This is a genomic window from Bacillus clarus (assembly GCF_000746925.1).
Taxonomy (GTDB): domain Bacteria; phylum Bacillota; class Bacilli; order Bacillales; family Bacillaceae_G; genus Bacillus_A; species Bacillus_A clarus.
Genome location: NZ_JMQC01000008.1, coordinates 2,133,430 through 2,158,642 on the forward strand (window position 1 = coordinate 2,133,430; position 25,213 = coordinate 2,158,642).

General features: G+C 37.0%; 30 protein-coding genes. 3 read left to right on the forward strand and 27 right to left on the reverse strand.

Annotated elements, in window-relative coordinates; all coding sequences use genetic code 11:
• The first annotated feature begins 249 nt into the window (after positions 1-249).
• The gene (locus DJ93_RS11905) at positions 250-2,979 is read left to right on the forward strand and encodes a putative bifunctional diguanylate cyclase/phosphodiesterase (protein ID WP_042981031.1); all 2,730 of its coding nucleotides are present in this window, start codon (positions 250-252) and stop codon (positions 2,977-2,979) included.
• Positions 2,980-2,994: 15 nt separating this feature from the next.
• Here the strand turns inward: DJ93_RS11905 and DJ93_RS11910 are convergent, their stop codons facing one another.
• From DJ93_RS11910 to DJ93_RS12000, 19 genes are all read right to left on the reverse strand, one after another.
• Positions 2,995-3,648, reverse strand: coding sequence for a DUF975 family protein (locus DJ93_RS11910; RefSeq protein ID WP_042981033.1), 654 nt, complete (start codon positions 3,646-3,648; stop codon positions 2,995-2,997).
• Between the two features lie 47 nt (positions 3,649-3,695).
• Positions 3,696-4,490 carry a DUF975 family protein gene (locus DJ93_RS11915; RefSeq protein ID WP_042981034.1) on the reverse strand — a complete coding sequence of 265 codons (795 nt, stop codon included), beginning with the start codon at positions 4,488-4,490 and terminating at the stop codon, positions 3,696-3,698.
• Positions 4,491-4,627: 137 nt separating this feature from the next.
• The gene (gene atpC / locus DJ93_RS11920; RefSeq protein WP_042981035.1) at positions 4,628-5,029 is read right to left on the reverse strand and encodes a F0F1 ATP synthase subunit epsilon; all 402 of its coding nucleotides are present in this window, start codon (positions 5,027-5,029) and stop codon (positions 4,628-4,630) included.
• A gap of 20 nt (positions 5,030-5,049) precedes the next feature.
• On the reverse strand, positions 5,050-6,459 hold the full coding sequence (atpD, locus tag DJ93_RS11925) for a F0F1 ATP synthase subunit beta (protein ID WP_042981037.1): 1,410 nt from the start codon (positions 6,457-6,459) through the stop codon (positions 5,050-5,052).
• A gap of 238 nt (positions 6,460-6,697) precedes the next feature.
• On the reverse strand, positions 6,698-7,558 hold the full coding sequence (gene atpG, locus DJ93_RS11930) for a F0F1 ATP synthase subunit gamma (protein WP_042981038.1): 861 nt from the start codon (positions 7,556-7,558) through the stop codon (positions 6,698-6,700).
• A 234-nt stretch (positions 7,559-7,792) separates the two neighbouring features.
• Positions 7,793-9,301: a F0F1 ATP synthase subunit alpha gene (gene atpA / locus DJ93_RS11935; protein ID WP_042981039.1), complete on the reverse strand. Its 1,509-nt coding sequence runs from the start codon at positions 9,299-9,301 to the stop codon at positions 7,793-7,795.
• Between the two features lie 11 nt (positions 9,302-9,312).
• On the reverse strand, positions 9,313-9,852 hold the full coding sequence (locus DJ93_RS11940; protein ID WP_042981040.1) for a F0F1 ATP synthase subunit delta: 540 nt from the start codon (positions 9,850-9,852) through the stop codon (positions 9,313-9,315).
• Positions 9,849-10,355: a F0F1 ATP synthase subunit B gene (gene atpF, locus DJ93_RS11945; RefSeq protein ID WP_042981041.1), complete on the reverse strand. Its 507-nt coding sequence runs from the start codon at positions 10,353-10,355 to the stop codon at positions 9,849-9,851. The genes DJ93_RS11940 and atpF overlap by 4 nt, the downstream gene beginning before the upstream one ends.
• 128 nt (positions 10,356-10,483) lie before the next feature.
• Positions 10,484-10,702 (reverse strand): F0F1 ATP synthase subunit C, encoded by a 219-nt coding sequence (gene atpE, locus DJ93_RS11950; protein ID WP_000052064.1) that lies wholly within the window; start codon positions 10,700-10,702, stop codon positions 10,484-10,486.
• A 61-nt stretch (positions 10,703-10,763) separates the two neighbouring features.
• Positions 10,764-11,483: a F0F1 ATP synthase subunit A gene (atpB, locus tag DJ93_RS11955; RefSeq protein WP_042981042.1), complete on the reverse strand. Its 720-nt coding sequence runs from the start codon at positions 11,481-11,483 to the stop codon at positions 10,764-10,766.
• A 7-nt stretch (positions 11,484-11,490) separates the two neighbouring features.
• Positions 11,491-11,883: an ATP synthase subunit I gene (locus tag DJ93_RS11960; protein ID WP_042981044.1), complete on the reverse strand. Its 393-nt coding sequence runs from the start codon at positions 11,881-11,883 to the stop codon at positions 11,491-11,493.
• A complete protein-coding gene (locus tag DJ93_RS11965) occupies positions 11,883-12,107 on the reverse strand; it encodes an AtpZ/AtpI family protein (protein ID WP_042981045.1) in 225 nt (74 codons plus the stop codon). The genes DJ93_RS11960 and DJ93_RS11965 overlap by 1 nt, the downstream gene beginning before the upstream one ends.
• Before the next feature lie 26 nt (positions 12,108-12,133).
• Positions 12,134-12,247, reverse strand: a complete 114-nt coding sequence (locus DJ93_RS11970; RefSeq protein WP_000232962.1) for a DUF4024 domain-containing protein — start codon at positions 12,245-12,247, stop codon at positions 12,134-12,136.
• A gap of 371 nt (positions 12,248-12,618) precedes the next feature.
• A complete protein-coding gene (gene upp / locus DJ93_RS11975) occupies positions 12,619-13,248 on the reverse strand; it encodes a uracil phosphoribosyltransferase (RefSeq protein WP_000517534.1) in 630 nt (209 codons plus the stop codon).
• A 470-nt stretch (positions 13,249-13,718) separates the two neighbouring features.
• Positions 13,719-14,960: a serine hydroxymethyltransferase gene (gene glyA, locus DJ93_RS11980; RefSeq protein WP_042981047.1), complete on the reverse strand. Its 1,242-nt coding sequence runs from the start codon at positions 14,958-14,960 to the stop codon at positions 13,719-13,721.
• A gap of 252 nt (positions 14,961-15,212) precedes the next feature.
• Positions 15,213-15,785 carry a TIGR01440 family protein gene (locus DJ93_RS11985; protein ID WP_042981048.1) on the reverse strand — a complete coding sequence of 191 codons (573 nt, stop codon included), beginning with the start codon at positions 15,783-15,785 and terminating at the stop codon, positions 15,213-15,215.
• Between the two features lie 66 nt (positions 15,786-15,851).
• Positions 15,852-16,295: a ribose 5-phosphate isomerase B gene (gene rpiB, locus DJ93_RS11990; protein ID WP_042981050.1), complete on the reverse strand. Its 444-nt coding sequence runs from the start codon at positions 16,293-16,295 to the stop codon at positions 15,852-15,854.
• Positions 16,296-16,391: 96 nt separating this feature from the next.
• Entirely contained in the window at positions 16,392-16,832 is a 441-nt protein-coding gene (locus DJ93_RS11995) for a low molecular weight protein arginine phosphatase (RefSeq protein ID WP_042981051.1), read from the reverse strand.
• 247 nt (positions 16,833-17,079) lie between these two features.
• A complete protein-coding gene (locus tag DJ93_RS12000) occupies positions 17,080-17,577 on the reverse strand; it encodes a PTS sugar transporter subunit IIA (RefSeq protein ID WP_042981052.1) in 498 nt (165 codons plus the stop codon).
• A 390-nt stretch (positions 17,578-17,967) separates the two neighbouring features.
• Here DJ93_RS12000 and DJ93_RS12005 point away from each other — a divergent pair, with 390 nt between their 5' ends.
• Together DJ93_RS12005 and DJ93_RS12010 are read left to right on the forward strand one after the other, a co-directional pair.
• Positions 17,968-18,354, forward strand: a complete 387-nt coding sequence (locus DJ93_RS12005; protein ID WP_042981054.1) for a DoxX family protein — start codon at positions 17,968-17,970, stop codon at positions 18,352-18,354.
• Positions 18,355-18,535: 181 nt separating this feature from the next.
• Complete coding sequence (locus DJ93_RS12010; protein ID WP_042981056.1) at positions 18,536-19,147, forward strand: flavin reductase family protein; 612 nt, start codon at positions 18,536-18,538, stop codon at positions 19,145-19,147.
• A gap of 101 nt (positions 19,148-19,248) precedes the next feature.
• On the opposite strand, the gene DJ93_RS12015 is transcribed toward DJ93_RS12010, so the two are convergent.
• The 8 genes from DJ93_RS12015 to prfA form a co-directional block, all read right to left on the reverse strand.
• Positions 19,249-19,527 (reverse strand): DUF3935 domain-containing protein, encoded by a 279-nt coding sequence (locus DJ93_RS12015; protein WP_042981057.1) that lies wholly within the window; start codon positions 19,525-19,527, stop codon positions 19,249-19,251.
• A gap of 82 nt (positions 19,528-19,609) precedes the next feature.
• Positions 19,610-19,741 (reverse strand): hypothetical protein, encoded by a 132-nt coding sequence (locus tag DJ93_RS34395; RefSeq protein WP_259300198.1) that lies wholly within the window; start codon positions 19,739-19,741, stop codon positions 19,610-19,612.
• A 23-nt stretch (positions 19,742-19,764) separates the two neighbouring features.
• Positions 19,765-20,313, reverse strand: a complete 549-nt coding sequence (locus DJ93_RS12020; protein ID WP_042981058.1) for a manganese efflux pump MntP — start codon at positions 20,311-20,313, stop codon at positions 19,765-19,767.
• Between the two features lie 76 nt (positions 20,314-20,389).
• Entirely contained in the window at positions 20,390-21,433 is a 1,044-nt protein-coding gene (locus DJ93_RS12025) for an L-threonylcarbamoyladenylate synthase (RefSeq protein ID WP_042981060.1), read from the reverse strand.
• Positions 21,434-21,541: 108 nt separating this feature from the next.
• Positions 21,542-22,000 (reverse strand): GNAT family N-acetyltransferase, encoded by a 459-nt coding sequence (locus tag DJ93_RS12030; RefSeq protein WP_042981061.1) that lies wholly within the window; start codon positions 21,998-22,000, stop codon positions 21,542-21,544.
• 50 nt (positions 22,001-22,050) lie between these two features.
• A complete protein-coding gene (gene spoIIR, locus DJ93_RS12035) occupies positions 22,051-22,920 on the reverse strand; it encodes a stage II sporulation protein R (RefSeq protein WP_042981062.1) in 870 nt (289 codons plus the stop codon).
• 115 nt (positions 22,921-23,035) lie between these two features.
• Positions 23,036-23,887 carry a peptide chain release factor N(5)-glutamine methyltransferase gene (gene prmC / locus DJ93_RS12040; RefSeq protein WP_042981063.1) on the reverse strand — a complete coding sequence of 284 codons (852 nt, stop codon included), beginning with the start codon at positions 23,885-23,887 and terminating at the stop codon, positions 23,036-23,038.
• The gene (prfA, locus tag DJ93_RS12045) at positions 23,887-24,954 is read right to left on the reverse strand and encodes a peptide chain release factor 1 (protein WP_042981064.1); all 1,068 of its coding nucleotides are present in this window, start codon (positions 24,952-24,954) and stop codon (positions 23,887-23,889) included. Before prfA ends, prmC begins: the two co-directional genes overlap by 1 nt.
• Positions 24,955-25,213 lie beyond the last annotated feature (259 nt).

The following is a 25,213-nucleotide window of genomic DNA, read 5'->3' on the forward strand; positions in this document are numbered from 1 at the left end:
TTTTTAAATTTTTCTAAATAATACAACTATTTTCATCATTATAGCAAACTTCAAATTCCGATGTCGATATATTGGGAACAGAAACAATAATTAATACAAATTTAGCACTTATTGTATTTTTACAATTCACCATAAATGTGTAAAATAAAACATAGAAATCGCATATATTTCTCAAACAATCTTCTCAAGTAAAACATAAAATACGAAAGAAAAGATGATTTATACGCATCTATATCGTAGGTGAATTGAATGAAAAAACAAACACACGTAAGTATCCTTATGAGCATTTTGCTTTTATATCTTATGATTCACTATGTCGTATTATCCTTTTGGTCTGAATACTCACTTCCATTCCAAATCACGACGAGTATTACTACTATTTCAATTGATATCATTGTTTGTAGTTATTTACTCTATTTTTCATCTGTAAAAAAAGGATCAGCTCACCCTTTTTGGACACTATTAACAATAGGTGTTTTTTCTTATTTAATTGGTGATATTATCGTCGCTTATCAACGTTTAATTTTGAACGATTTTTATACATTTGTTGATCCGTCCGACTTTTTTTATTTATTATTTTTAATTAGCTTTGCATCCGCTTTTCTATACAAAATTCTTTATAACCGAAATGTATGGGAACAGCTCTTTACACTATGTGATATTTGTATTATCGTCACTGCACAATTTACTTTAAGCTACTACCTTCTTATCGAACGAACAATCTATATATTTACAACTTCATATATAGATATATTTGTTCAACTTACGTATCCAATGGCAGACTTATTATTTCTCTTAATAGGAATTAATCTTTTATTTCGGCCTTTATCATTTTTATCAAAACAAGTTGCTTCCATTCTTGGTAGCTCTTTAATTTTGTACGCTACTACGGATGTGATATATGCTTTTATAAAATATTTTATGCCTGAGTACTCTATGTTCACTGTTTTGCCCTTTTACCAAGTTGTATTAATTATGATAACACTTGCTTGCGTGCTTCACACAAAGCAAGTAGAACGGGACGAACAAGTACTATTAACACCTCAACTAGGTGAAACAATCCGTTTGTCATTACCATATATTTCAGTTGTCGCGCTAAGTGTCTTTATATTAGTAGAGCACGTTTTTGCACCCGTTTTAGTAATGGGACTTATGCTCACCTTTTTCTTCGTCCTCATACGCCATATTTTAGTACGGAGACAAAATAAATTACTACTACTAGCGCAAATGCAATTTAATCTAGAACTAGAGAAGCAAATCGAAGTACGCACAGAAGATTTAGTAGAGCAAAAAAATGAATTATATCGAAGTCAGCAAATGTTTAAGTCTTTATATGAACATCATCCAGATCCAATCTTCACATTAGATTTGCATGGTAATTTTCTAAATGTAAACAATGCAGGTACTACGTTACTTGGTTATCAAACAAATGAATTATTGCATCAACCTTACTACTCACTTGTATACGAAGAAGATTTAGAGAAAATAATTAATGCTTTTCATCACGTAAAACAAGGTAACTCTATTTCTATGGAAATAAAGGCTTATCATAAAAATAGAGATATTTATTATTTAAACGTTACAGCTGTACCCATTATTTTAAAGGAACGTATTCCAGGAATTTATTTGATGATTAAAGACATTACAGAAAGTAAAGAACAGCAAGAACAAATTAATTTCTTAGCCTATCATGATACTTTAACTGAACTTTCCAATCGCCGCGCCTTTCATCAGCAACTAGAAGAAGCGATTACCAAAGCAAAGACAGTTCAAATTCCTTTTGCTGTAATGTTTCTTGATCTCGATCGTTTTAAAGTTATTAATGATACGCTTGGGCATAGGATTGGGGATCTTCTTTTAATTGCGGTAGCAAAAAGACTTGTGCAAATTTCGAGACCAAATATGAAACTAGCTCGACTTGCTGGAGATGAATTTACAATCCTTATAGAAAATTATGAAAAAGATGATGAAGTACAAGAAATAGCAAATATGATTGTAAGGGCAATTAACGATCCATTTGAAATCGAAAATCACCATCTACAAATCTCACCAAGTATAGGTATTGCTATATATCCAGAAGCTGGTGAAGATTCAATGTCCATTTTACAGCATGCCGACATGGCAATGTATGAAACAAAAAACAAAGGAAAAAATGGCAGTTCCATCTATACAAAAGAACTATATAAGAAAATGGAACGTCAAGCACGAATTGAAAAAGATTTCCCACTTGCTCTAGTGAATAATGAATTCTTTATTGTCTATCAACCACAAGTTGATATTTCAACGAAGAAAATAATTGGTGCCGAAGCATTAATACGCTGGAATCATCCGCTCCTAGGTAACATTTCACCTTGTGAGTTCATTCCAATTGTGGAAGAGACCCCACAAGTAATCCCACTTGGTCACTGGATGTTAAAAGAATCTTGCCAGCAACTAAAAATATGGCATAGCCTTGGCTATACCAATTTAAAAATGAGCGTTAATTTATCAGCGACAGAATTCCAACAAGATAATTTAGTCGAGAATATTTTAAACATACTAACAGAAATAAATGTAGACCCTAAATATTTAACACTGGAATTAACAGAACGCATTGCGATGATAGATGAAAAAGAAACATTATTGAGGCTTAAGCAATTAAAAGAGCACGGTATTCAAACATCAATTGATGACTTCGGTACCGGTTATTCATCTCTCGCCTATTTATCACTCTTCCCAATTGAAACATTAAAGATACCGAAAGAATTTACACAACTAGCAGATCATAGAGACGAAGAAAAAGCCATCGTTTCAACTATTTTATCTCTCGCCAATACATTAAATCTTTCAGTCGTTGCCGAGGGAATTGAAACAATAGAACAACTCAAGTTTTTACGAGATAATAACTGTCGGTATATGCAAGGCTACTACTTCAGCAAACCACTTAGCAACAAAGAATATATTAAATTTCTACAAAAAACACCCAGCATGAACAATTAGTTCGCTGGGTGTTTTTTATAATATAGGACTTTCTTTTCTATAATAATCCTCTGAAATCTCTTCATAAAACGCTGCTTTTGTTGTATAAAAATAGGGCGCCAGCCATAAGAAACCAATTCCTAACGTAATCAAACTCAGTAAAAACCAGCCAATGAAACTTAAACATATTACAAAATATTCCATTTTATGACCGTTCATCATACGACGACTTTCTGTAATTGCCTGATTCGCCGAATACTCAGGATGCTCATTTAAAATAAAATACGTCATCGCATACGAAAAGAATTTAATAATACCCGGAATAATGAAGAGTAAGAACCATAAAAAAAGATAAATATTTATTAACAAATATACTAAAAATGACTTTATAAATTTGTTACCTTCTGTAAACCATCTAAATAACTGCTCGATGCGAACCTCATCTTCACGAACCGCATTTAACACAAGATAATAAACCCCTAAAGTTATCGGACCAATAATAAGCATTGATGTAATACTCACTGAAAGTGAGCTACTTGCCTCTTCCCATCCCCAAAATAACGCAAAGGAAAATGTAAGAATACAGTTGCAAATTGAGATAAGAATCGAAGTGAGTAATGTAGCCCCTACCGCTAATCCCCATTTTCCTTCTAACGCATCAAGCGCTTCTCCTTTTAAGTCACTAATCATACAAAGCCTCCTCTCCTTAATACTTGTATTCGTATAACATGTTCCTACTATAATTCATCTTTTGAAATATGGCGATAGAAATGCGCCGTTGTTGTATTTATATATGGACATAACCAAAGGAAGCCTAGACCAAGTGGAATAATTGCTAATATCGCCCAGCCAATAAAACTAAGCCATAGAAGAAATAAATCAAGTTTATGCCCTTTCATAATCGCCTTACTTTGTTTCATTGCTTGCGAAACGCTGTAGTTTGGATTTTCTACCATGACATAGTAAATCATTGCATATGAAAAATAAGTCACTATTACAACAACAGTTGAAATAATTAATAGTACAACGAAAGCAATTACTAGTGAAGGATTCATCGTTCCATTTCCTTCATTATTAAAAAATCCGAACAAACCTAACAATACTAACGGAATCCACGTACCTGTATACAAAATAGTAGCTAGCATTGCCCACATTGTTTTTATCATTCTTTTAAAGCCGCGGAACCCTTCAAATAAATGATCTATTTTAGCATCTTCTCCCTTACTAATCTGTAAAAATAAGTTCGTATAACCATAAGATGTAATACCATAAGATGTAATACTTAAAATTATCATAATGAAATAAAGTATACCAAAAGTAATACCGGTGCCTATCGACATTGTTTCTTCTTCAAACGCACCCGTTAAAAGCGCAACCCCTGAAAATATAATGATACCAGGAATAGCAAAAATAAATGTTGTAACCATTGAAGCAATATAACCTAAAATGTAGTACAAAATCGTTGATCCAACACCGAGTCCCCATTTACCTTTTAAAGACTGTAACGCTTCTTGTTTCATTTCACTAATCATTTGTTCCTCTCCTTTATAAACTGCCATATGTAATCTACGTATATAAAACATCAATACAATTATACTATTTTTGTTAATTTATTTATAAACTATCATTTACAAAAAATCCGTAAAGGCATGAGCCCTTACGGATTTTTTTACTTCATATCGGAAACGTTTAAGCGGTTTACCGCACGTTGCAATGCCATTTCTGCACGTTTAAAGTCAACATGTGCTTGCTGGTCTTGCATACGTTGCTCAGCACGACGCTTCGCTTCATTTGCACGATGGATGTCGATATGGTTTGCTTCTTCAGCAGATGGTGATAATACTGTTACTTTATCTGGACGAACTTCGATAAAGCCACCGCTTACTGCTACATAATCAGTGTGACCGCCATTTTTCAAACGAACCGCACTAATTTTCAGTGGTGCAACAGTTGGAATGTGACCCGGTAAGATCCCCATTTCCCCACTTTCTGCTTTTACGCTTACCATTTCTACTTCTTTTTCGTAAACCGGTCCATCAGGAGTTACAATACTGACTGGAAATGTCTTCATAATTCGTCCCTCCTAAGGCCTTACGCCATCATTTTCTTCGCATTTTCAATAACTTCTTCAATGCCACCTACTAAGCGGAATGCATCTTCTGGAAGGTCATCATATTTTCCTTCTAGAATTTCTTTGAAGCCACTAACTGTATTTTTTACAGGTACGTAAGAACCTTTTTGACCTGTAAACTGCTCAGCTACGTGGAAGTTTTGAGATAAGAAGAATTGAATACGACGAGCACGATGTACAACTAACTTATCTTCTTCAGATAACTCATCCATACCTAAGATAGCGATAATATCTTGAAGCTCTTTATAACGTTGAAGAGTTTGCTGTACTTGACGTGCTACTTCATAATGCTCTTCTCCTACGATTTCTGGAGAAAGCGCACGAGATGTAGATGCTAATGGATCTACCGCTGGGTAAATACCCATTTGTGTTAAACGACGCTCTAAGTTTGTTGTTGCATCTAAGTGAGCGAACGTTGTAGCTGGTGCTGGGTCAGTATAGTCATCGGCTGGTACATATACCGCTTGGATAGACGTGATAGACCCTTTATTTGTAGATGTAATACGCTCTTGTAATTGACCCATTTCTGTCGCAAGAGTTGGTTGGTAACCTACCGCAGATGGCATACGACCAAGAAGGGCAGATACCTCAGAACCCGCTTGCGTGAAACGGAAGATGTTATCAATGAACAATAGTACGTCTTGTCCTTGCTCATCACGGAAATGTTCAGCCATTGTTAAACCTGTTAATGCAACACGCTGACGTGCTCCAGGTGGCTCGTTCATTTGTCCGAATACCATCGCTGTTTTCTTGATTACGCCAGAATCGCTCATTTCATGGTATAAGTCATTACCCTCACGAGTACGCTCACCTACACCAGCGAATACAGAGATACCACCGTGCTCTTGTGCGATGTTGTTAATTAATTCCTGAATTAATACTGTTTTACCTACACCGGCACCACCGAACAGACCGATTTTACCACCTTTAATGTAAGGTGCAAGTAAATCTACTACTTTAATACCAGTTTCAAGAATTTCTACTTTTGTAGATAACTCTTCGAATGCAGGTGCTTGACGGTGAATTGGATCACGGCGTACATCCGCTGGAACTTCACCATCTAAGTCAATTGCATCACCTAATACGTTAAATACGCGACCAAGTGTTGCATCACCAACTGGAACAGAAATTGCCTTACCAGTATCTTCTACTTCTGTGCCACGAACAAGTCCGTCTGTGGAAGACATTGCAACTGTACGAACTGTGTCATCACCTAAATGAAGTGCAACTTCAAATGTTAAGTTAATGCTTGTTCCGTTTTCGTTGCTTTGTTGTACCGTAAGGGCATTGTAGATTTCTGGTAGCTTTCCGCCATCAAACTTAACGTCTACAACCGGACCCATGATTTGCGTAACGCGCCCTTTATTCATCGGGTTCCCTCCTAGCTTTCTTTAAATTAGCCAGCTTTCTATGAGCAGTTGGCTTTTATTTTTTATTAGTGTAGCTTTCGCGGTTCTTCTAGAAGAACCGCTTCCGCTTTTTATTAAATCTAGCTACAGCGGTTAGAATGTTCGGTGGCTTCACTTTTTCCTACGAGGCACAAATCGCCTCTACGTCAAAAGCTCCATCCCCCTCTCATTCTGAATGAACCGCTTCCGCTTTTTAAGCCTATTCTAACGCTGCTGCTCCACCAACGATTTCCGTAATTTCTTGCGTAATCGCTGCTTGACGAGCACGGTTGAATGAAAGTGTAAGTGAATCGATAACTTCCATCGCGTTGTCTGTAGCACTCTTCATTGCTGTCATACGCGCCGCGTGCTCACTTGCTTTACCGTCTAGTAATGCACCGTACACTAAGCTCTCTGCGTATTGTGGCAATAATACTTTTAAAATTTCTTCTTCAGAAGGTTCGAATTCATAAGCTGTCGTCGGTTTGTCAGACGTCACTTCCGTAAGCGGTAAAATTTTATTTTCCGTTACTTCTTGTGAAATTTTACTTACATAATGATTGTAGTAAATGTACAGCTCATCATAAGCACCATCTGCGAACATCGCAATTGCTCGAGAAGCAAGATCTTTAATATCAGTAAATGATGGATGATCAGATAGTCCAACTACTTCATCAATGATGTTAAAGCCGCGACGTTTTAAGTAATCACGTCCTAGTCGTCCAAGCGCAATAATTGAATATTGGTTTGAATCCATATTATGACGTTCACGAATTACGTTACTTACTGTACGTAATACGTTACTGTTATAACCACCTGCTAGTCCGCGATCAGATGTAATAACGATGTATCCTGTACGTTTTACAGGACGCGCTGTTAGCATTGGATGATTAATTCCTTTGCTTCCTTGCGCAATGCTCGCTACTACTTCTTGAATCTTTTCCATATACGGAACGAAAGATTTAGCATTTTGCTCTGCACGGTTTAACTTAGATGCAGATACCATCTCCATCGCTTTCGTAATTTGACTCGTTTTCTTCGTCGAGTTAATCTTCGCTTTTATATCGCGTAAAGATGCCACAGGTTTTCACCACCTTTTTTCCGGAAGTTGGCACGATTAGTAAGAATCCTCTTCCTAATCTACGTTGCAAGATATTCTTGCTCATGATTGAAGGAAAAGAATAGGTGCACCTACTCTTTTCCTTTACATAACCGTCAGCAATCTCAGAACTTGAGTTGCCTTTTATATTATCCAGCTAAGCCACAGTCGGCTTCGCTTTTTATTATCTAGCTCGAGCTGCTTCCGCTTTATATATTATTCAGAAGCTACGAATACTTTTTTAAATCCATTGATTGCTGCTGCAAATTTGTCGTCATCCGCAAGTTTCTTAGTTGTGCGGATTTCGCTTAATAATTCAGCTGCATTTGAATCTAACCAAGCATGGAGTTCTTCTTCAAAACGAGTGATATCTACTACTGGGATATCATCTAGGAATCCACGTGTTAAAGCGTAAAGAATGATAACTTGTTTCTCTACACGTAACGGTTTGTGTAATCCTTGTTTTAATACTTCAACTGTACGAGCACCACGATTTAATTTCGCTTGTGTTGCTTTATCAAGGTCAGAACCGAACTGAGCGAACGCTTCTAACTCACGGTACGATGCAAGGTCAAGACGAAGTGTACCTGATACTTTACTCATTGCTTTAATCTGAGCAGATCCACCAACACGAGATACAGAAGTACCTGCATCAATCGCTGGGCGAACACCAGAGAAGAATAAGTCAGATTGTAAGAAGATTTGTCCATCTGTAATAGAGATTACGTTTGTTGGGATGTAAGCTGATACGTCCCCTGCTTGTGTTTCGATGAAAGGTAATGCAGTTAAAGAACCGCCGCCTTTTGCATCACTTAATTTTGCTGCACGCTCTAATAAGCGAGAATGTAAGTAGAATACATCCCCTGGATACGCTTCACGACCTGGAGGACGACGTAATAGTAATGAAAGCTCACGATAAGCTGCCGCTTGTTTTGATAAGTCATCATATACTACTAATACGTGTTTACCATTGTACATGAACTCTTCACCCATTGTTACACCAGCGTAAGGAGCTAAGTATAATAATGGAGCTGGTTGAGAAGCTGATGCTGTTACAACGATTGTGTACTCTAATGCACCGTGCTTACGTAGTGTTTCTACAACGTTACGTACTGTAGACTCTTTTTGTCCAATAGCAACGTAAATACAAACCATATCTTCATCTTTTTGATTAATGATTGTATCAAGTGCAACTGCTGTTTTACCTGTTTGACGGTCACCGATGATTAACTCACGTTGACCACGACCAATTGGTACAAGAGCATCGATCGCTTTAATACCTGTTTGAAGTGGCTCATGAACAGATTTACGATCCATTACACCTGGTGCTGGACTTTCGATTGGACGAGTGCTTGTTGTATTAATTGGGCCTAAACCATCTACTGGTTGACCTAATGGGTTTACAACACGACCGATTAGTTCTTTACCCACTGGTACTTGCATGATGCGACCAGTACGACGAACTTCATCGCCTTCACGGATTTCCGTGTAAGGTCCTAAAATAATGATACCTACGTTGTTTTCCTCTAAGTTTTGTGCTAGCCCCATAACGCCGTTAGAGAACTCTACAAGTTCTCCAGCCATAACGTTATCAAGACCATGAGCACGCGCGATACCGTCACCAACTTGGATAACTGTACCAACATCACTAACTTCGATTTCAGACTGATAGTTCTCGATTTGTTGCTTTATCAGTGCGCTAATTTCTTCAGCTCTGATGCTCATGTGCTTCACCCCTATCTATTCTTCATTAGTTCACGCTGAATACGTGCTAACTTGCCTTGTAAACTTCCATCATAAATGCGATTTCCAATGCGTACTTTAATGCCGCCTAGTAAATCTTCATCTACAACGTTTTTTATGCGAATTGCATCTTTTCCCGTTCTCTTTGCAAATGCTTCTGCAACATTAAGCTTTTCTTCTTCTGATAGAAGACGAATTGAATAAACAGTTGCATCCGCTACGTTACGTTCTTCATTAGCAAGAGTAACATATTCATCTGCAATTTCAGGTACAATTTCAATGCGTTTGTTATCAATTAAAATATATAACGTATTTAAAATCGATTCAGAAACAGAAGAGAAGACGTTAGCAAGGAACGTTTTTTTCTGTTCTTTCGAAATGTTCGGTTGCGTTAAAAAGCTATGTAGTTCTCCGTTCTTTACAAAAACGTTTTGTACAAGGCGTAATTCCTCTTCAAACATTTCTAATACATGTTTTTCTTTTGCAATTTGAAAAAGAGCGACAGCATAACGTTTTGCTACAATATTGCTCATCGCGCTTCTCCTACTTCTTTAATATAATCGCGAATTAATTTCACTTGATCTTCTTCTTTTAACTCTTTTTCAATTACTTTAGAAGCAATGTGAACAGATAAAGAAGCAACTTGTTCTTGCAGAGCAGCAATTGCTTGCTCTTTTTCGCGTTGAATTTCTTGTACAGCAGATGCTTTAATTGATTCTGCTTCTTCTTTAGCAGCAGCAACAATAACATCCTTTTGATCTACAGCTTGCTTTTTCGCTCTTTCGATTAACTCTTGTGCTTCGACACGTGACTGTTTTAACATTTCACGTTGTTCTTCTACTAATTTCTTCGCCTCTGCATGATTCATTTCTGCAGCATCGATTTCACTAGCAACATGCTCTTCACGTTCTTTCATAATTCCCATTAAAGGACCCCACGCAAATTTGCGTAGCATTACTAATAAAACTAGGAACACGAACAATGTATAAGCAATCGTTCCAAATGGAATGGCAGCTCCTAATAATAAAGTTGGCACAAGGATTCACTCCCTTCGAGATATCTAAATTGACTATATGAAAAAAAAGACATATATTTCGTTCATAAAGCAATGGCGAAGAAAGTTCGGAAAAACACTCTTCGCCATCTATGTAAGGGGAGTATCCCTTATTTGTTCATTACGATGAATGCAATAACTACACCGATGATTGGAAGTGCCTCAACTAATGCAACCCCGATGAACATAATTGTTTGAAGTGCGCCTTTTAATTCTGGTTGACGAGCAACACCTTCGATTGTACGTGATACGATAAGACCGTTACCAATACCTGCACCTAATGCTGATAAACCAATTGCAATTGCAGCTGCGATTACACCTAAACTCATTTAATTTGTCCTCCTTTGTATTATAAAAAAAATAATTTTTTTCTTACTCAATTAAAGTATATTAATGGTCATGACTTACTTTATGAGCCATATAAACCATCGTTAACATTGTAAAGATAAACGCTTGGATTGAACCAACGAATACACTGAATCCCATCCACGCTAACATCGGTACAATCGCACCTAATGCTCCAAGTACTGAAGCTCCACCTAATTTAGCAAGTAATCCTAATAAAATCTCGCCGGCATAAATGTTACCGAATAGACGAAGACCTAACGTTAATGTGTTAGCAAATTCTTCAATAACCTTTAATGGAAATAAGAACTTCATAGGTTGGAAAAACCCTTTTAAGTATTCTTTTGTACCCTTCATCTTAATTCCATAATAATGGGTGAGGGTAACTACCATCACGGCTAATGTTAATGTAACTGCTGGGTCAGACGTTGGCGACCTCCACCATGCAATGTGTTCGCCAGCCTCAGTTGTTGAATACATGAATGGTAGACCGAGCATGTTTGATACGAAAATAAACATCATAAGTGTCACGCCGAGTGTTAAAAAGCGTCCACCTGTTTTCCAGTCCATTGTACTATTGATAATTCCTTTCGCAAAGTCTAACACCCATTCAAGGAAGTTTTGTATTCCTGTTGGACGAAGAGCTAAGCTGCGAGTCCCAATAACAGCGATTAAGAAAACTATAACTGCTGCGATAGTTACCATCATAACTGAGGATAAATCAAACGTTAAACCTAGAAATTCAACCAATTTACCGTGTTCCACTAGTAATTCACCTCTCTTCCCTGCTCTTATACTCTAAATAAAGAAAATCTATGATCATGACAAGATATCCTGTCAGCAATCCCACACCTAAGCCCCACATCGCAATTAAATGCTGATATTTGGCTGCAAATAAAATTAATAACCCTATCGTGGCGAATCTCGAATATGTACTTACAGCTGTTGCTTTAAATTTCACGTTTTCTCCATTTATTACGCGATCTAGTAGCTTGTCTGTTCTACGTGCAATGATGCGCAAACTAAGAAAACTGAAAATCGTTCCGATAATCAGCCCAAGAAATACATCCTTGTAAGAGGTAAATCCCCATCCTAGCACTAGAAGCGCAAGCAAGTAGTACATATATTTCTTTTGTCTTTGGACAAGTCCATGTACGTCTGTCATCATTGCTCTCCCGAATAGTAATGTCGAATGAGTCGAATCATTGCGTAGACCCCTGTTCCTAACCCAAGCAATAAGCCTATAATAAGAAACAATGGAAACGTTCCAACCTTACTATCAATCCATTGCCCACCAAAGATCCCTATGAGAATAGAACCAACTAACTGAGCAAGAATTCCTGACATTAAAGCATAAGCTTTTATGTGGCTGCGATCGTTTTTTTGCAAGGATTCATCCCTCCAATATGTAACCCTCATTCACGATGTGTTAATAATAACTCATTTTTCTGCATAAATCCTATACAAAATAAAAAGTTTACATTTTCGTCACGGAATAGATGTAATTTTGTCACTGAAAGCCCTACCATCTATCCCCGTTGTTAGCATACAATAGGGTATTAACAGTGTCAACGAGAAATCATAAAAAATCAAAAAATTTGAGTATTAGTCATTTCCTACCAAAAATGAAAACGTTCCCCTTCTAAATACTGGTTGAAGATATGCAATTTCTAACAGTTTTCTCTTTATAATAGAAGGAAATGTTCACAAGTTTGTCACTATTACGTTTTTAAGATATAACATTTCCCTTCCATAATATAGTGCACTTCAGACGTTAGACTTCTATATTATATGTGATACATATGCAACTTATGTTGTATATACGCTGTATATTTATCCCCCTCCCCTCTCTCGATATGTACAAAAAAGACGAGTAGGGAATCCCCTCTCGTCAGTTGTCTTACTTCGTTCCGAATAAACGGTCACCAGCATCGCCAAGACCTGGAACAACGTAGCCATGGTCATTTAATTTCTCATCTAATGCCGCTACATAAATATCAACATCAGGATGTTCTTCTTGTACCACTTTTACTCCTTCTGGAGCAGCTACGATACACATTAATTTAATTTGTTTCGCACCGCGCTTTTTCAGAGAATTAATTGCTTCAGCTGCAGAACCACCTGTCGCTAACATTGGATCAAGTACGATAAAGTCACGTTCTTCTACATCCGTTGGAAGTTTCACATAGTATTCTACCGGTTGCAATGTTTTAGGGTCACGATATAAACCAACGTGTCCTACTTTTGCTGCTGGAATTAATTTCAGAATTCCATCTACCATTCCTAAACCTGCACGTAAAATCGGAATTAAACCAAGTTTTTTACCAGCGATCACTTTTGTTTTCGCTTTGCTTACAGGTGTTTCAATTTCAATTTCTTCAAGTGGAAGATCGCGAGTAATTTCGAAAGCCATTAAGCTTGCTACTTCGTCCACTAATTCACGAAAATCTTTTGTGCCTGTATTTTTATCGCGAATATATGTAATCTTATGTTGAATTAACGGGTGATCAAATACATACAGTTTTCCCATGTGAATCTCTCCTTCAGATGATATTCATGCGTTTTCACACACTTTTTTGCACTATTTACGATTGTAAAGAAAACGCTACTAATATTCAAGGGCAAATTTGGAAAAATATTAAATTCACGATGAACCTATCTAATATCGTTACCAATTATGGAAGCCGTATCCTTCATTACATCTCCAAAATTTATTCATCATTTGTATACATACTTCGAAAACAATATATGTCTTATCTTTTTACATTTCCTTATTCATCCAAATATTTTTACATATATATAGTGAAACTTTAATCGGCGGTAGTTTTTTCCATCCAACACTAATTATTAGTTGAACCAATCGGACTTTACGGGCAGTTAATCTCCCACCTAACTTCTTTGCTTCCGCCAAATTTTGAAGTGGGAGCCTTCTGTCGGGAAATGATAAAATAAAAACAGACTACCGAAACAATATACGTTTCAGCAGTCTGTTTTAATCTATTAAAGATCTGTATACATTGGGAACTTGCTTGTTAATGCTTCTACACGTTTACGTGCTTCTTCTAATTCAGCTTCGTTCTCATGATTTTTTAATGTATGAGCAATAATTGCTGCAATTTCATCCATTTCTTCTAAACCGAAGCCACGAGATGTTACTGCCGCTGTACCGATACGTACACCACTTGTTACAAATGGGCTTGCTGTTTCAAATGGAATTGTATTTTTGTTCACTGTAATACCAACTTCATCTAATACGTGCTCTGCTACTTTACCTGTAATCTCTAAGTTACGAACATCAATCAAAATTAAGTGATTGTCCGTTCCACCAGAAACAAGTGTAAGTCCCTCTTTTTGAAGGCCTTCAGCTAAACGATTTGCATTATTGATGACGTTTTGTGCATATGTTTTAAAGTCATCTTGTAAAGCCTCACCAAATGCAACAGCTTTTGCAGCAATTACATGCATTAATGGACCACCTTGAATACCAGGGAAGATTGATTTATCAATTTGCTTAGCAAACTGCTCTTCACATAAAATCATACCACCGCGTGGACCACGTAATGTTTTATGTGTTGTTGTTGTAACGAAATGTGCATGTGGTACTGGGTTTGGATGTAGGCCCGCTGCAACTAAACCTGCAATATGAGCCATATCTACCATTAAGTATGCGCCTACTTCGTCTGCGATCTCACGGAATCTCTTGAAATCGATCACACGAGGGTATGCACTTGCACCTGCAACGATTAATTTTGGCTTATGTTCTTTCGCTTTTGCTAATACATCATCGTAATTAATACGATGAGAATCAGCATCTACGCCATATTCTACAAAGTTATATTGAACTCCACTGAAGTTAACAGGGCTTCCGTGTGTTAAGTGACCACCATGGGATAAATTCATACCAAGTACTGTATCGCCTTGCTCTAAAATTGTGAAGTATACAGCCATGTTCGCTTGTGCACCAGAGTGTGGTTGAACATTTACATGCTCTGCACCAAAAATTTCTTTTACGCGATCACGTGCAATATCCTCTACTACGTCTACATGTTCGCAACCACCATAGTAACGTTTTCCAGGATATCCTTCAGCATACTTATTTGTTAAAACAGAACCTTGTGCTTCCATTACTGCTTCGCTTACGAAGTTTTCTGAAGCAATCAACTCAATTTTTGAACGCTGTCTTCCTAGTTCTGCTTCAATTGCAGCAAATACCTTTTCGTCTTGACGTTTTAAATGATCCACCAAAATCCCCCTTTTCTGAACGAATTACATCAATTCCTGATAGTTTTTTCTTATTTATTCAGAAAAAACGAAAATTCAAGTTGTAATTCTTTCGAACCTTCATGTTTTCAACTACATTCTAACATGACTTTCTATATCATAAAAGAAAAAAAAGACCAAGTTTGGTCTTTTCTTTCTTCTATTATAAAGTCAGACTCCATACCTCTATTATGTGATGCAAAAGGTACTATATGACTTTCTACTTTTATATTTTTAACGACAAGTAGCAGTTTCTTCTTTTACCGCATATACAGCACGCGCTCCACCAATGAGTTTACCACGTGTTTTCGCCATCGTTACATGAGCATTCCCAATTTCTTTGACGCTTGTACGAACCGGAACGGCTACATGTTTTAAATGCATACCAATAAATGTATCACCAATATCTATTCCTGCATCTGCTTTAATAAATTCAACTACTACCGGATCCTTAAAATTATGATAAGCATATGTTGCTAGTGCACCACCTGCTGATCTAACAGGCGTAACCGTTACAATTTCAAATTGATCCTTCATTGCTACTTCTCTCTCTACTACTAAAGCACGATTCAAATGCTCGCAACATTGAAAGGCCAATTCAATACCAGTTTGTTCTTGAAATTGTTTTAACTCAGAAAAAATCGCTTCTGCCACTTCCATCGTTCCTGATGTTCCAATTCTTTCACCTAACACTTCACTCGTGCTACAACCCACTACAAAAATTTGACCGCTTTGTAACGAAGCTTGTTCTTGAAAATCAGAAAGCGATATTTGTAGCTGTTCTCTCACTTTTACGATTTCCGTCATTACGCCTCTTCCTTTCACAGATTGGTTCAACCAATTATATTTCACACTACGTACCGCTAGAATCTATTATTTCGTTTCGTATGTTTTAATTTTTCCTACACGATTTTCGTGACGGCCGCCTTCATAGTCTGTTGTTAACCAAATTTTTGCGATATCACGCGCTAGGCCTGCTCCAATTACACGTTCGCCCATTGCTAACATATTGGTATCATTATGTTCTCTCGTTGCTTTAGCGCTAAATGTATCATGCACTAACGCACAACGTACACCGTTTACTTTATTCGCTGCGATTGACATACCGATGCCTGTCCCACAAACTAAAATGCCACGATCTACTTCACCGTTTGCAACCATTTCTGCTGCTGGGAATGCAAAATCAGGGTAATCAACAGAACCAGCTTCACATTCACAACCTAAATCAATATATTCAATATTTAATTCTTCTAATAAACTTACAAGTTCTTTACGGATATTCATACCGCCGTGATCAGATGCTACTACTACTTTCATTTTTACCCCTCCAAAGTTTCAATCCATTATATTCATTTCATCCTTGCTATCTTCATAAAGCAAGATGATCTCCAATATCGTATTATACACCAAACATTAACTTTCTGAATGTTTTTCCAGCAAAGTTTGTACAAGCTTTTCCATCTCTTCTAACGTTGCTTTATAAATAGAAAGTGGGCCACCAAACGGATCTGAAATATCTTTACTTATCCCCTCAGTTAGTTCATAGAATGTATGCAACTTCCCATCAACATTCGGATAGTACCCAAGTACAATTTGCTTATGATTTTCTGTCATCGTCAAGACGATATCAGCCCAGTTAAGCAAGACTTCGTCTATTTGTTTCGAGGCATGAGTTATTGAAATTCCTTTTTCATTTAGTGCCTTTTTTGCATGTAACGATGCATCGCTTCCAGGATAGGCAAACACACCAGCAGATTGCGCCTCAAATTTCTCCCCTCCATAATGGCGAAGCAATGCTTCAGCCATTGGACTACGACATGTATTTCCAGTACAAACAAATAACACTCGCTTCATCCAAACCCACTCCTTATGCTAAACGTCCTACATGTATCATAACGTACATCCAATCGGAACAAAAGAAATGTGGATATATAAAAGGCGCATTTCTCTTATATTTTTTCTAAGAAAAATGCGCCTTATCCACATATATGTGAAACCCTAGTTCCAAGTGCCCAAGAGCATATTACCACACTTAACAAATTCAGTACAAAACAAAATAAGGAATCCATTTCATATGAAACGGATTCCTTATAGACAGTCATTACTTCATTGTAACTTTCATTACTTCTGTTGAGCCTTTTGTAGCTGATACATCTACAGTTGTCTTAATAGATTCAGCTGCATCTGTGTTTGTAATAACGATTGGCGTAATTGTGCTCTTTGCTTTTTCACGAATTAAATCTAAATCGAATGAGATTAATTTATCTCCAGCTTTTACAGATTGGCCTTCAGAAACGTGAGCTTCGAAACCTTCGCCTTCCATTTTTACAGTTTCTAATCCAACGTGGATTAAAATTTCTGTACCATTTTTCGCTTTAATTCCAACTGCATGTTTTGTGTGGAATAATTGTACGATTTCACCGTCTACTGGAGATACAACTACACCTTCAGTAGGCTCAATTGCCACACCGTCACCCATCATACGACCAGCGAATACTGGATCTGGTACTTCTTCAATATTTTTCACTGCTCCAGTTAATGGAGATACGATTGTTTCTTCATTTGTTTTTGAACCAAGACCGAATAATTTTTTAAACATAGGATAGTCCTCCTTATAATTTACCTAAAAGTTTATAGGGCAGTCCCTAGTAAAGATCGGGATATATGTAAGACTTCATACTTCGAATATTATAGTGTAAAAACGCTTTCGAAATAAATTACGTCATTACCAATAGAACCTTATTGTATCGCTTCGCAAAATTCCAGTCAATTCTGATTGTCTGAATAACAATAATAAGAATTAATTTCTACTTATATTTTCTCTTTTTTTTCAAAACTTGTCTAGAAGTCTTTACAACATTTCGTTTTTTTGTTATCGATTTGTAAAATTTCTTTCATATCTTCAACAAAAGTAACTTGACTTAAGTAAGTAACTGATTTATTATAACTTACATAAGGTAAGTAAATAACTTTTCAGGAGGTTTTATAAATGATGGACATCGGTCTTCTTATTATTCGTCTTATTATCGGAATTACATTCATGGGTCATGGTGCTCAAAAATTATTTGGTTGGTTTGGTGGTTACGGCCTAAAAGGAACAGGCGGCTGGATGGAATCAATCGGTTTACGCCCTGGTGTATTTATGGCATTTATGGCTGGAGCAACTGAATTATTAGGTGGTTTCTTATTCGCATCAGGTATTTTCACTGCTATTGGTTCACTATTTATCGTAGGCACAATGTTAGTAGCAATCTTTACAGTTCATGGAAAAAATGGCTATTGGGTAACACAAAACGGATTTGAATATAACTTAATGTTAATCTCAGTTGCTGTCGGTGTTGCTTTAATCGGACCTGGCGTTTACGTTTTACTTTAATATTTTATCTCAATTTCGAGATATTTAACGAAAAAGAGCTTGCTTCAAAAGTACATTGAAGCAAGCTCTTTTTTTACCTATTTACAAAAACCGTCAAAAAAATATTTTTTTAGCAGGAGTTTCCCATCGATATCTTGTAAACAAACAATAAGTATTCATATTTAGAAAGGGGATTACGAACATGTTATCCATTAACCCAAACGAACAAACCGAAAAAGATAATTACAAATTACTAACAGGAAGTATCATTCCACGTCCTGTTGCATTCGTTACTTCCGTAACTAAGGATGGCGTATTAAATGGCGCGCCATATAGTTATTTCAATATCGTTGCTGCCAATCCACCACTTATCTCGGTTTCGGTACAACGAAAAGAAGGAAAACCGAAAGACACTTCTCGAAACGCAATGGAAAAAGGGGAATTTGTCGTACATATCTCTGATGAATCTTACGTAGAAGCGATCAACGAAACAGCAGCCAATCTACCTCCAGATGAAAGTGAAATCGAATTAGCAAAATTAACACCAATCGACAGTGATGTCATTTCAGTACCAGGGGTGAAAGAAGCGAACATTCGAATGGAATGCATATTAGAACGTGCTATCCCGCTCGGCGGAACCGACGACTCCCCAGCTTGTGATCTACTAATCGGTCGCGTCGTTCGTTTCCATGTCGCCAAGCACTTATACGAAAACGGCCGAATTCACGCCGAAGAACTAAAACCAGTAAGCCGACTAGCCGGACACAACTATGCAAAACTAGGAAAACAATTTGAACTAGTAAGACCAATTTAAAAGTGGTAGCCGCTGGAGCTGGATATATCTAAAAGTGGAAGTAGATCGCTCACTTCCATCATTCAAACATAAAATCCCCCGCTTTTTAGCGGGGGATTTTATCATTGTAATTCTTCCTTCTTCTCCTCTAAAGTAGGTATTTTCTCTTTCTTTGGTTTACCAAGCTTCACAACAAAGAAATATAAAGAAAGCACTGTAATAAGAAAAACAATTAAAAATGGATACGGTGAATAAAACGCACGCGCTGCCTCTGTTTTCCCCGCAACAAATTTTAATGACTCAATATCCAAAAACTCAGCAAACATTTGTACACCGAGCATACTAAACCAAAAAACAAAAAAACTAATAATAATACCAAAAACTTGTTTTACTCTCGTCACTTGTATCATCCTTTCTATATATAAGTCGTTTTATTATAGCGAATATGGATAGAAATAAAATTATGCACAGAAAGGAGCTTTTTTACCATTCACGAATCAATTTAATCCAACCGAGCACTGCGATTTGTAAAATAATCCCCAAAACAATAAGTCGGCGTAACCACCGCGGAAAAAAGGTTAATACTGCGATATACCACTTCAGTAATTTTTCCATACAGCTCACCCATTACATTAAAATTATATAGGAAAAAGAAGGCATACTCCAAATCCAACAAGAATAATGCCACCAATTACTTCACCATATGTGCCAAGCATACCTTTTGCATGTCTGCCGATCAATAAACCAATCCATGCTAATAGCATACTAATCAATCCGAAAAGTAATATAGTTATAATCATCTGCGCCCCATAAATTCCAAGACTAAGTCCCACTGAAAAACTATCAATGCTTACACCAAAAGCAAATATGAATAAGCCAATCCCAGCAGGCGTAGATCTCGTTTCATCATTTTCTAAAATAGACGAATATACAATATAAAATCCTAATCCGATTAACAAAATGGCCCCAGAAACATTTGCAATATGCCCGAATCTCTCTGATAAAAACCGCCCTAGTATCATACCGATAAAGGGCATAATGATATGAAATATTCCGATTGTCATACCAATATAAAGGATTTGCCTTATTTTCAACCTCATCATACCCATACCGAGGCTTACAGAAAACGCATCCATCCCTAAGGCAAATGCCATAATCATTAAAGGTATTAGCTGTTCCACCGTCATTCATGTCCCTCCTCGGACGTGCTACTTCACAATATGCTTATCCGAGGGGAAATATTCGGTCTGCTAAAAAGGTCTCTTAACTTTCAACGATAACGTGATGTCCTGCTGCCTTTGTTAGACGATTCATAATCGCACTTCCAATTCCTTCATTTGGAAATGGCTCACTAAAAATAACATCTACTTCACTCGCATCAAACGTTCTAAGTACATCATATAATTTAGTCGCAACGCTCGCTAAATCACTTCGCAATCCGCAAGACAATACAACATCTGCACTATATACATGCTGATATTCTTCTGTCGTTAATACACCTACTGTATATCCTTCTTGTTTTTTTTCATCCACAAGTTTTTGAATAAATTCACGTGATCCTTCGACGATACTTAGTGGTGCTTTCGGTGCATAATGCGTATATTTCATGCCAGGTGATTTCGGTTTTTCTTTTTCATCCTTTAGCGCAGGATCTAAAGATACCCTTCCTATGACTTCTTCTAATTGTTCTTTTGTGATTCCACCTGGACGTAAAATCGTTGGAACTTCACTCGTACAATCGATTACTGTTGATTCAACTCCAACTCCTGTTGCACCGCCATCAACGATACCAGAAATTTTCCCGTTTAAATCTTCATATACGTGAGAAGCTAATGTTGGACTTGGGCGTCCTGAACGATTCGCACTTGGTGCTGCAACAGGTACATTTGCCTTTTCAATAAGAGCAAGCGCTACTGGATGATCGGGCATTCTCACCCCAACTGTATCCAATCCTGCTGTAACTTTCTCTGAAATCCCTTCTTTTCTCGGTAAAATAATTGTTAATGGCCCTGGCCAAAAATGTTCCATTAACTTTTCTGCAACTGGTGGGATTTCTCTCACAATCCCATCTAATTGTGATTTCGCACCTATGTGGACAATTAGTGGATTATCACTTGGTCTTCCTTTCGCTTCAAAAATTTTCGCTATCGCTTCATCATTCATTGCGTTTGCTCCTAGCCCATATACCGTTTCTGTTGGGAAGGCAATTGCTTCATTTTCTCTTAATAATCTCGCTGCTTCTTGTAATTGTGGATAATCTTTTTTTATTTCCACAACATTATCCACAACCCATATACTTGTATGCATTTTTTTCCACGTCCTTTTCTTCCATGAAATACTGGTCTATTTTTAGTTTACTATGAGATTTATCCAAAAGACAAACAAGGTTTATCCACAAAATGTGGATAAACCTGATTAATCAGTGGATAACTTTGTGAATAGCTGACAATTTAGTATTATTACATTCTGCTGTTTTATATTTTCACAAAAATGTTCAAACTGCTGAATATCCTCTGCAACTTTATCTTTCTCCACAATTGTAAAGTTGAAAAACTGAAAGATTGTCACAGATTGTGGATGATTTGTGAGTAAATATAATTGTTGAATATTTTTTTCTTTCATATACTGCAAAAACATTTCAAAAAAATATAAGAAAGTTTGTTTATCCACAACAGGTGTGAATAAACAAGAACGAATCAGTACATCTTCTCCGCTTTGTTCATAACCAATTACAGCTTGTATTTCTCCCTCATCTTCTAAAAGCATAAACTGCTCGTATAACTCATTTATTTTATCATCTTTTTTATTAGCTTGTCCGAAAAAAGAATGTAATCTTTCCACATCAGCTTCTGTAGCAAAAAATAGCTTCTTCATGATAAATCCCTCCTCATTCTTATATATGAGGAGGGTTATACAAATAGTACTTATTTAGAGAACAAAGAAGTGAAAGCTTCAACAATAAATAGTTTTACCTCTGGTTTTTCCTCTTGCTCCTCTACTTCTACAATTTCATTTGCTTTTTCTTGTTTCGTTTCCACAGACTTATCCGTTTTTTCCACAGGTGCTGTTTCTTCTTTTTTTGCAGTTTTTTCTTGAACCTTTTCTTCATTTATTTCTTTTGAAGTAATTTTTCTTTCAGGAGTAGCCACTTTTTTCGGCACTTCTTTTTCTACTACTTTCTTTGAAACAACTTCAGCTTCTTTCTTTTTAGGTTGTTCTACTTCTTCCTCTTTCGTTTCTACCGGCTCTTCTTTAACAGATTCAGCTTTAACAACATGTTCTTCCTTTTTTACAGCTGTTCCACTAGAGAAATCAAGAAAACACATCGGCGGGAATAACACACACCACCAGTTTGCACCTTCACCTTTTCCTATTGTAATAAGTACCGCTTCGTATTCTCCTGCTGGATAAATAAAATTCCCATATACTTTTGTAGGAAATTTTATATTCTTTCCAAATTTAACTTGGAATGTCTCTTTACTTCCTTCTCTCTTTAATGTACTCGCAACTGTTTTTTCAATTTCCGGGATATGACTTTGAATGACTTGACGCGCTTCTTCAAATGACTTTAAATCAGCTACCCAACTATCAATTTGCGCTTTTACTTCGTCGCGTACTTTACGTTTTAACGCCTGATCTTTATCGGAATCACTATTTGCTAAAATACGTAATCGAACAGCCTCTTTCGGAATAACAGTAGCTCCCTTTGCATCAGCTTTCATATATCCAAACTGCACAAGTAACTGTGCACCAATTAATAATAAAAGAAAATAAGCAATCGCTTGTTTTTTCATCTCCTACACCATCCCTTCTGTAAACAGTGTAGACAGACTCGCTTCTTTCTAAACTATTAAATTCTAAATCTATATGAAAATTTTTACACAAAAAAAATAGAGTAGGGTTTTATCCCTACTCCATTTCCGCAAATACCATACGATCTTTCCCGTTAATATCGAAAACAACTTCGACATGAGCATGTGGAAATGTTTGCTTTAATAAAGCTTTTACATCTTCACCTTGCCCTACACCGATTTCAAACGCTACAATCGCTTTTTTCTGTAGTATGTTCGGTAACTCTTCCATAAAACGACGATAGAAATCAAGCCCATCTTCACCGCCTACAAGCGCCCTTTTCGGTTCATGCTCTTTCACAACAGTAGACAGACCTCTCCAGTCCTCCTCTGGTATGTACGGAGGGTTTGAAACGACAACATCTAACTGCTGACCCGTTTTAAAAAACGGCGACAGTAAATCACCATGATAAAAAGTTACATCTGCTCCTAACGCCTTTGCGTTTTCTTTTGCAACTTCAATCGATTCCTGTGCAATGTCTACCGTATACACATGAAGATTTTTATTTTCCAAAGCAAGCGTAATCGAAATCGCTCCACTACCCGTTCCAATATCGGCTACATAAAGCTTCTCATCACCAAAATTACGCTGAATTCTCTCTAATACACCGACTATAAGTTCCTCTGTTTCTGGTCTCGGTATTAATACTTCTTCATTTACAAAAAATGATCGACCATAAAACATTTCATAACCAAGCATATATTGAATAGGAATACCCTCTACATGTTTGTGGATAAATTCCGTAAAACTCGCCTCTTGTTCCTGCGTTATTTCTTCACGCATATTCATAAGTAAACCTGTTCGATTCGTCTTTAATACATGACAAAGGACAATTTCTCCCGCATTTTCAGCTCGTCCGTTTTCCTGTAAAAAAGAAGAAGCCCATTTCAGGGCTTCATAGACACGCATTACTCAGCTGCCTCCATCTTTTGCGCCTGATCTTCCATCACTAAGGCATTGATGAAATCATCTAACTTACCTTGTAGGATTTGATCTAGCTTTTGAATCGTTAAACCGATTCGATGGTCTGTAACACGGTTTTGCGGGAAGTTATACGTACGAATACGCTCTGAACGATCTCCCGTACCAACAGCTTGCTTACGGTTTTGATCATACTCAGCTTGCGCTTCTTGTCTGAATTTATCATAAACACGTGCGCGTAATACTTTCATTGCTTTTTCTTTGTTCTTAATTTGCGACTTTTCATCCTGACAAGATACAACTACACCAGTCGGTAAATGTGTTAAGCGTACCGCTGACATTGTTGTATTAACACTTTGTCCACCAGGACCACTAGAAGCAAACGTATCAACACGAACATCTTTTTCATGAATATCGATTTCTACTTCTTCTGCTTCTGGTAATACAGCTACAGTTGCTGTAGACGTATGAATACGTCCTCCAGATTCCGTTTCAGGAACACGTTGTACACGGTGAGCACCGTTTTCGAATTTCAGCTTCGCGAAAGCACCTTTACCGTTAATCATAAAGATAATCTCTTTATATCCGCCTAATTCTGTATAGCTAGCTTCAATAATTTCAGTTTTCCAACCTTGTACCTCAGCATAACGGCTATACATACGATATAAATCACCAGCAAATAAAGCTGCCTCATCGCCACCAGCAGCTCCACGAACCTCAACGATAACGTTTTTATCATCATTAGGGTCTTTTGGAACAAGTAAAACCTTCAGACGTTCTGATAATACTTTTTCTTGTCCTTCTAATTCAGAAACCTCTTCTTTTACCATTTCACGCATATCAGCGTCTAACTTATCTTCTAACATCGCTTTCGCATCTTTCAATTGCTCACGAACATCTTTATACTCACGGTACACCTCTACCGTTTCCTGCATATCAGATTGTTCTTTTGAATACTCACGAAGCTTATTCGAATCGCTAATAACCTCCGGGTCACTTAACAACTCATTTAACTTCTCATAACGATCTTCTACAGCTTGCAAACGATCTAACACATCATTCACCTCTACATCCTAGTATCTAATACAAATAGTATATGGTACTTAATCAAAAAAACGCAAATTATATTTAAAAGCGCAAGCGGCTCGTTCAGAATGGGAAGAGGTTGAAGTTTCTGACAGAGAGGCGCTTTTTACCTCGCAGGAAGAAGCGAAACCGCCGACCATTCTTGCCGCTGGAGCTAGATATCATTTAAAAGTGCATGTTACTCGCCAACACTCTTCATCTATTTTCGAAAAAAACCCGCCCTATATA

Excerpts from the sequence above, each read along its gene's own strand:
- atpA (WP_042981039.1), bottom strand. The coding sequence starts at position 9,301 with ATGAGCATCAGAGCTGAAGAAATTAGCGCACTGATAAAGCAACAAATC.
- DJ93_RS12005 (WP_042981054.1), top strand. The coding sequence starts at position 17,968 with ATGATGGACATCGGTCTTCTTATTATTCGTCTTATTATCGGAATTACA.
- DJ93_RS12030 (WP_042981061.1), bottom strand. The coding sequence starts at position 22,000 with ATGAAGAAGCTATTTTTTGCTACAGAAGCTGATGTGGAAAGATTACAT.
- prmC (WP_042981063.1), bottom strand. The coding sequence starts at position 23,887 with ATGCGTGTCTATGAAGCCCTGAAATGGGCTTCTTCTTTTTTACAGGAA.
- DJ93_RS11985 (WP_042981048.1), bottom strand. The coding sequence starts at position 15,785 with ATGACGGAAATCGTAAAAGTGAGAGAACAGCTACAAATATCGCTTTCT.
- DJ93_RS12000 (WP_042981052.1), bottom strand. The coding sequence starts at position 17,577 with ATGTTTAAAAAATTATTCGGTCTTGGTTCAAAAACAAATGAAGAAACA.
- atpD (WP_042981037.1), bottom strand. The coding sequence starts at position 6,459 with ATGAATAAAGGGCGCGTTACGCAAATCATGGGTCCGGTTGTAGACGTT.
- DJ93_RS11970 (WP_000232962.1), bottom strand. The coding sequence starts at position 12,247 with ATGGTAGGGCTTTCAGTGACAAAATTACATCTATTCCGTGACGAAAAT.
- DJ93_RS11995 (WP_042981051.1), bottom strand. The coding sequence starts at position 16,832 with ATGAAGCGAGTGTTATTTGTTTGTACTGGAAATACATGTCGTAGTCCA.
- DJ93_RS11960 (WP_042981044.1), bottom strand. The coding sequence starts at position 11,883 with ATGACAGACGTACATGGACTTGTCCAAAGACAAAAGAAATATATGTAC.
- DJ93_RS11915 (WP_042981034.1), bottom strand. The coding sequence starts at position 4,490 with ATGATTAGTGAAATGAAACAAGAAGCGTTACAGTCTTTAAAAGGTAAA.
- rpiB (WP_042981050.1), bottom strand. The coding sequence starts at position 16,295 with ATGAAAGTAGTAGTAGCATCTGATCACGGCGGTATGAATATCCGTAAA.
- DJ93_RS11910 (WP_042981033.1), bottom strand. The coding sequence starts at position 3,648 with ATGATTAGTGACTTAAAAGGAGAAGCGCTTGATGCGTTAGAAGGAAAA.
- DJ93_RS11940 (WP_042981040.1), bottom strand. The coding sequence starts at position 9,852 with ATGAGCAATATTGTAGCAAAACGTTATGCTGTCGCTCTTTTTCAAATT.
- atpC (WP_042981035.1), bottom strand. The coding sequence starts at position 5,029 with ATGAAGACATTTCCAGTCAGTATTGTAACTCCTGATGGACCGGTTTAC.
- spoIIR (WP_042981062.1), bottom strand. The coding sequence starts at position 22,920 with ATGAAAAAACAAGCGATTGCTTATTTTCTTTTATTATTAATTGGTGCA.
- DJ93_RS12010 (WP_042981056.1), top strand. The coding sequence starts at position 18,536 with ATGTTATCCATTAACCCAAACGAACAAACCGAAAAAGATAATTACAAA.
- DJ93_RS11905 (WP_042981031.1), top strand. The coding sequence starts at position 250 with ATGAAAAAACAAACACACGTAAGTATCCTTATGAGCATTTTGCTTTTA.
- DJ93_RS34395 (WP_259300198.1), bottom strand. The coding sequence starts at position 19,741 with ATGGAAAAATTACTGAAGTGGTATATCGCAGTATTAACCTTTTTTCCG.
- atpE (WP_000052064.1), bottom strand. The coding sequence starts at position 10,702 with ATGAGTTTAGGTGTAATCGCAGCTGCAATTGCAATTGGTTTATCAGCA.
- DJ93_RS12025 (WP_042981060.1), bottom strand. The coding sequence starts at position 21,433 with ATGCATACAAGTATATGGGTTGTGGATAATGTTGTGGAAATAAAAAAA.
- DJ93_RS12020 (WP_042981058.1), bottom strand. The coding sequence starts at position 20,313 with ATGACGGTGGAACAGCTAATACCTTTAATGATTATGGCATTTGCCTTA.
- upp (WP_000517534.1), bottom strand. The coding sequence starts at position 13,248 with ATGGGAAAACTGTATGTATTTGATCACCCGTTAATTCAACATAAGATT.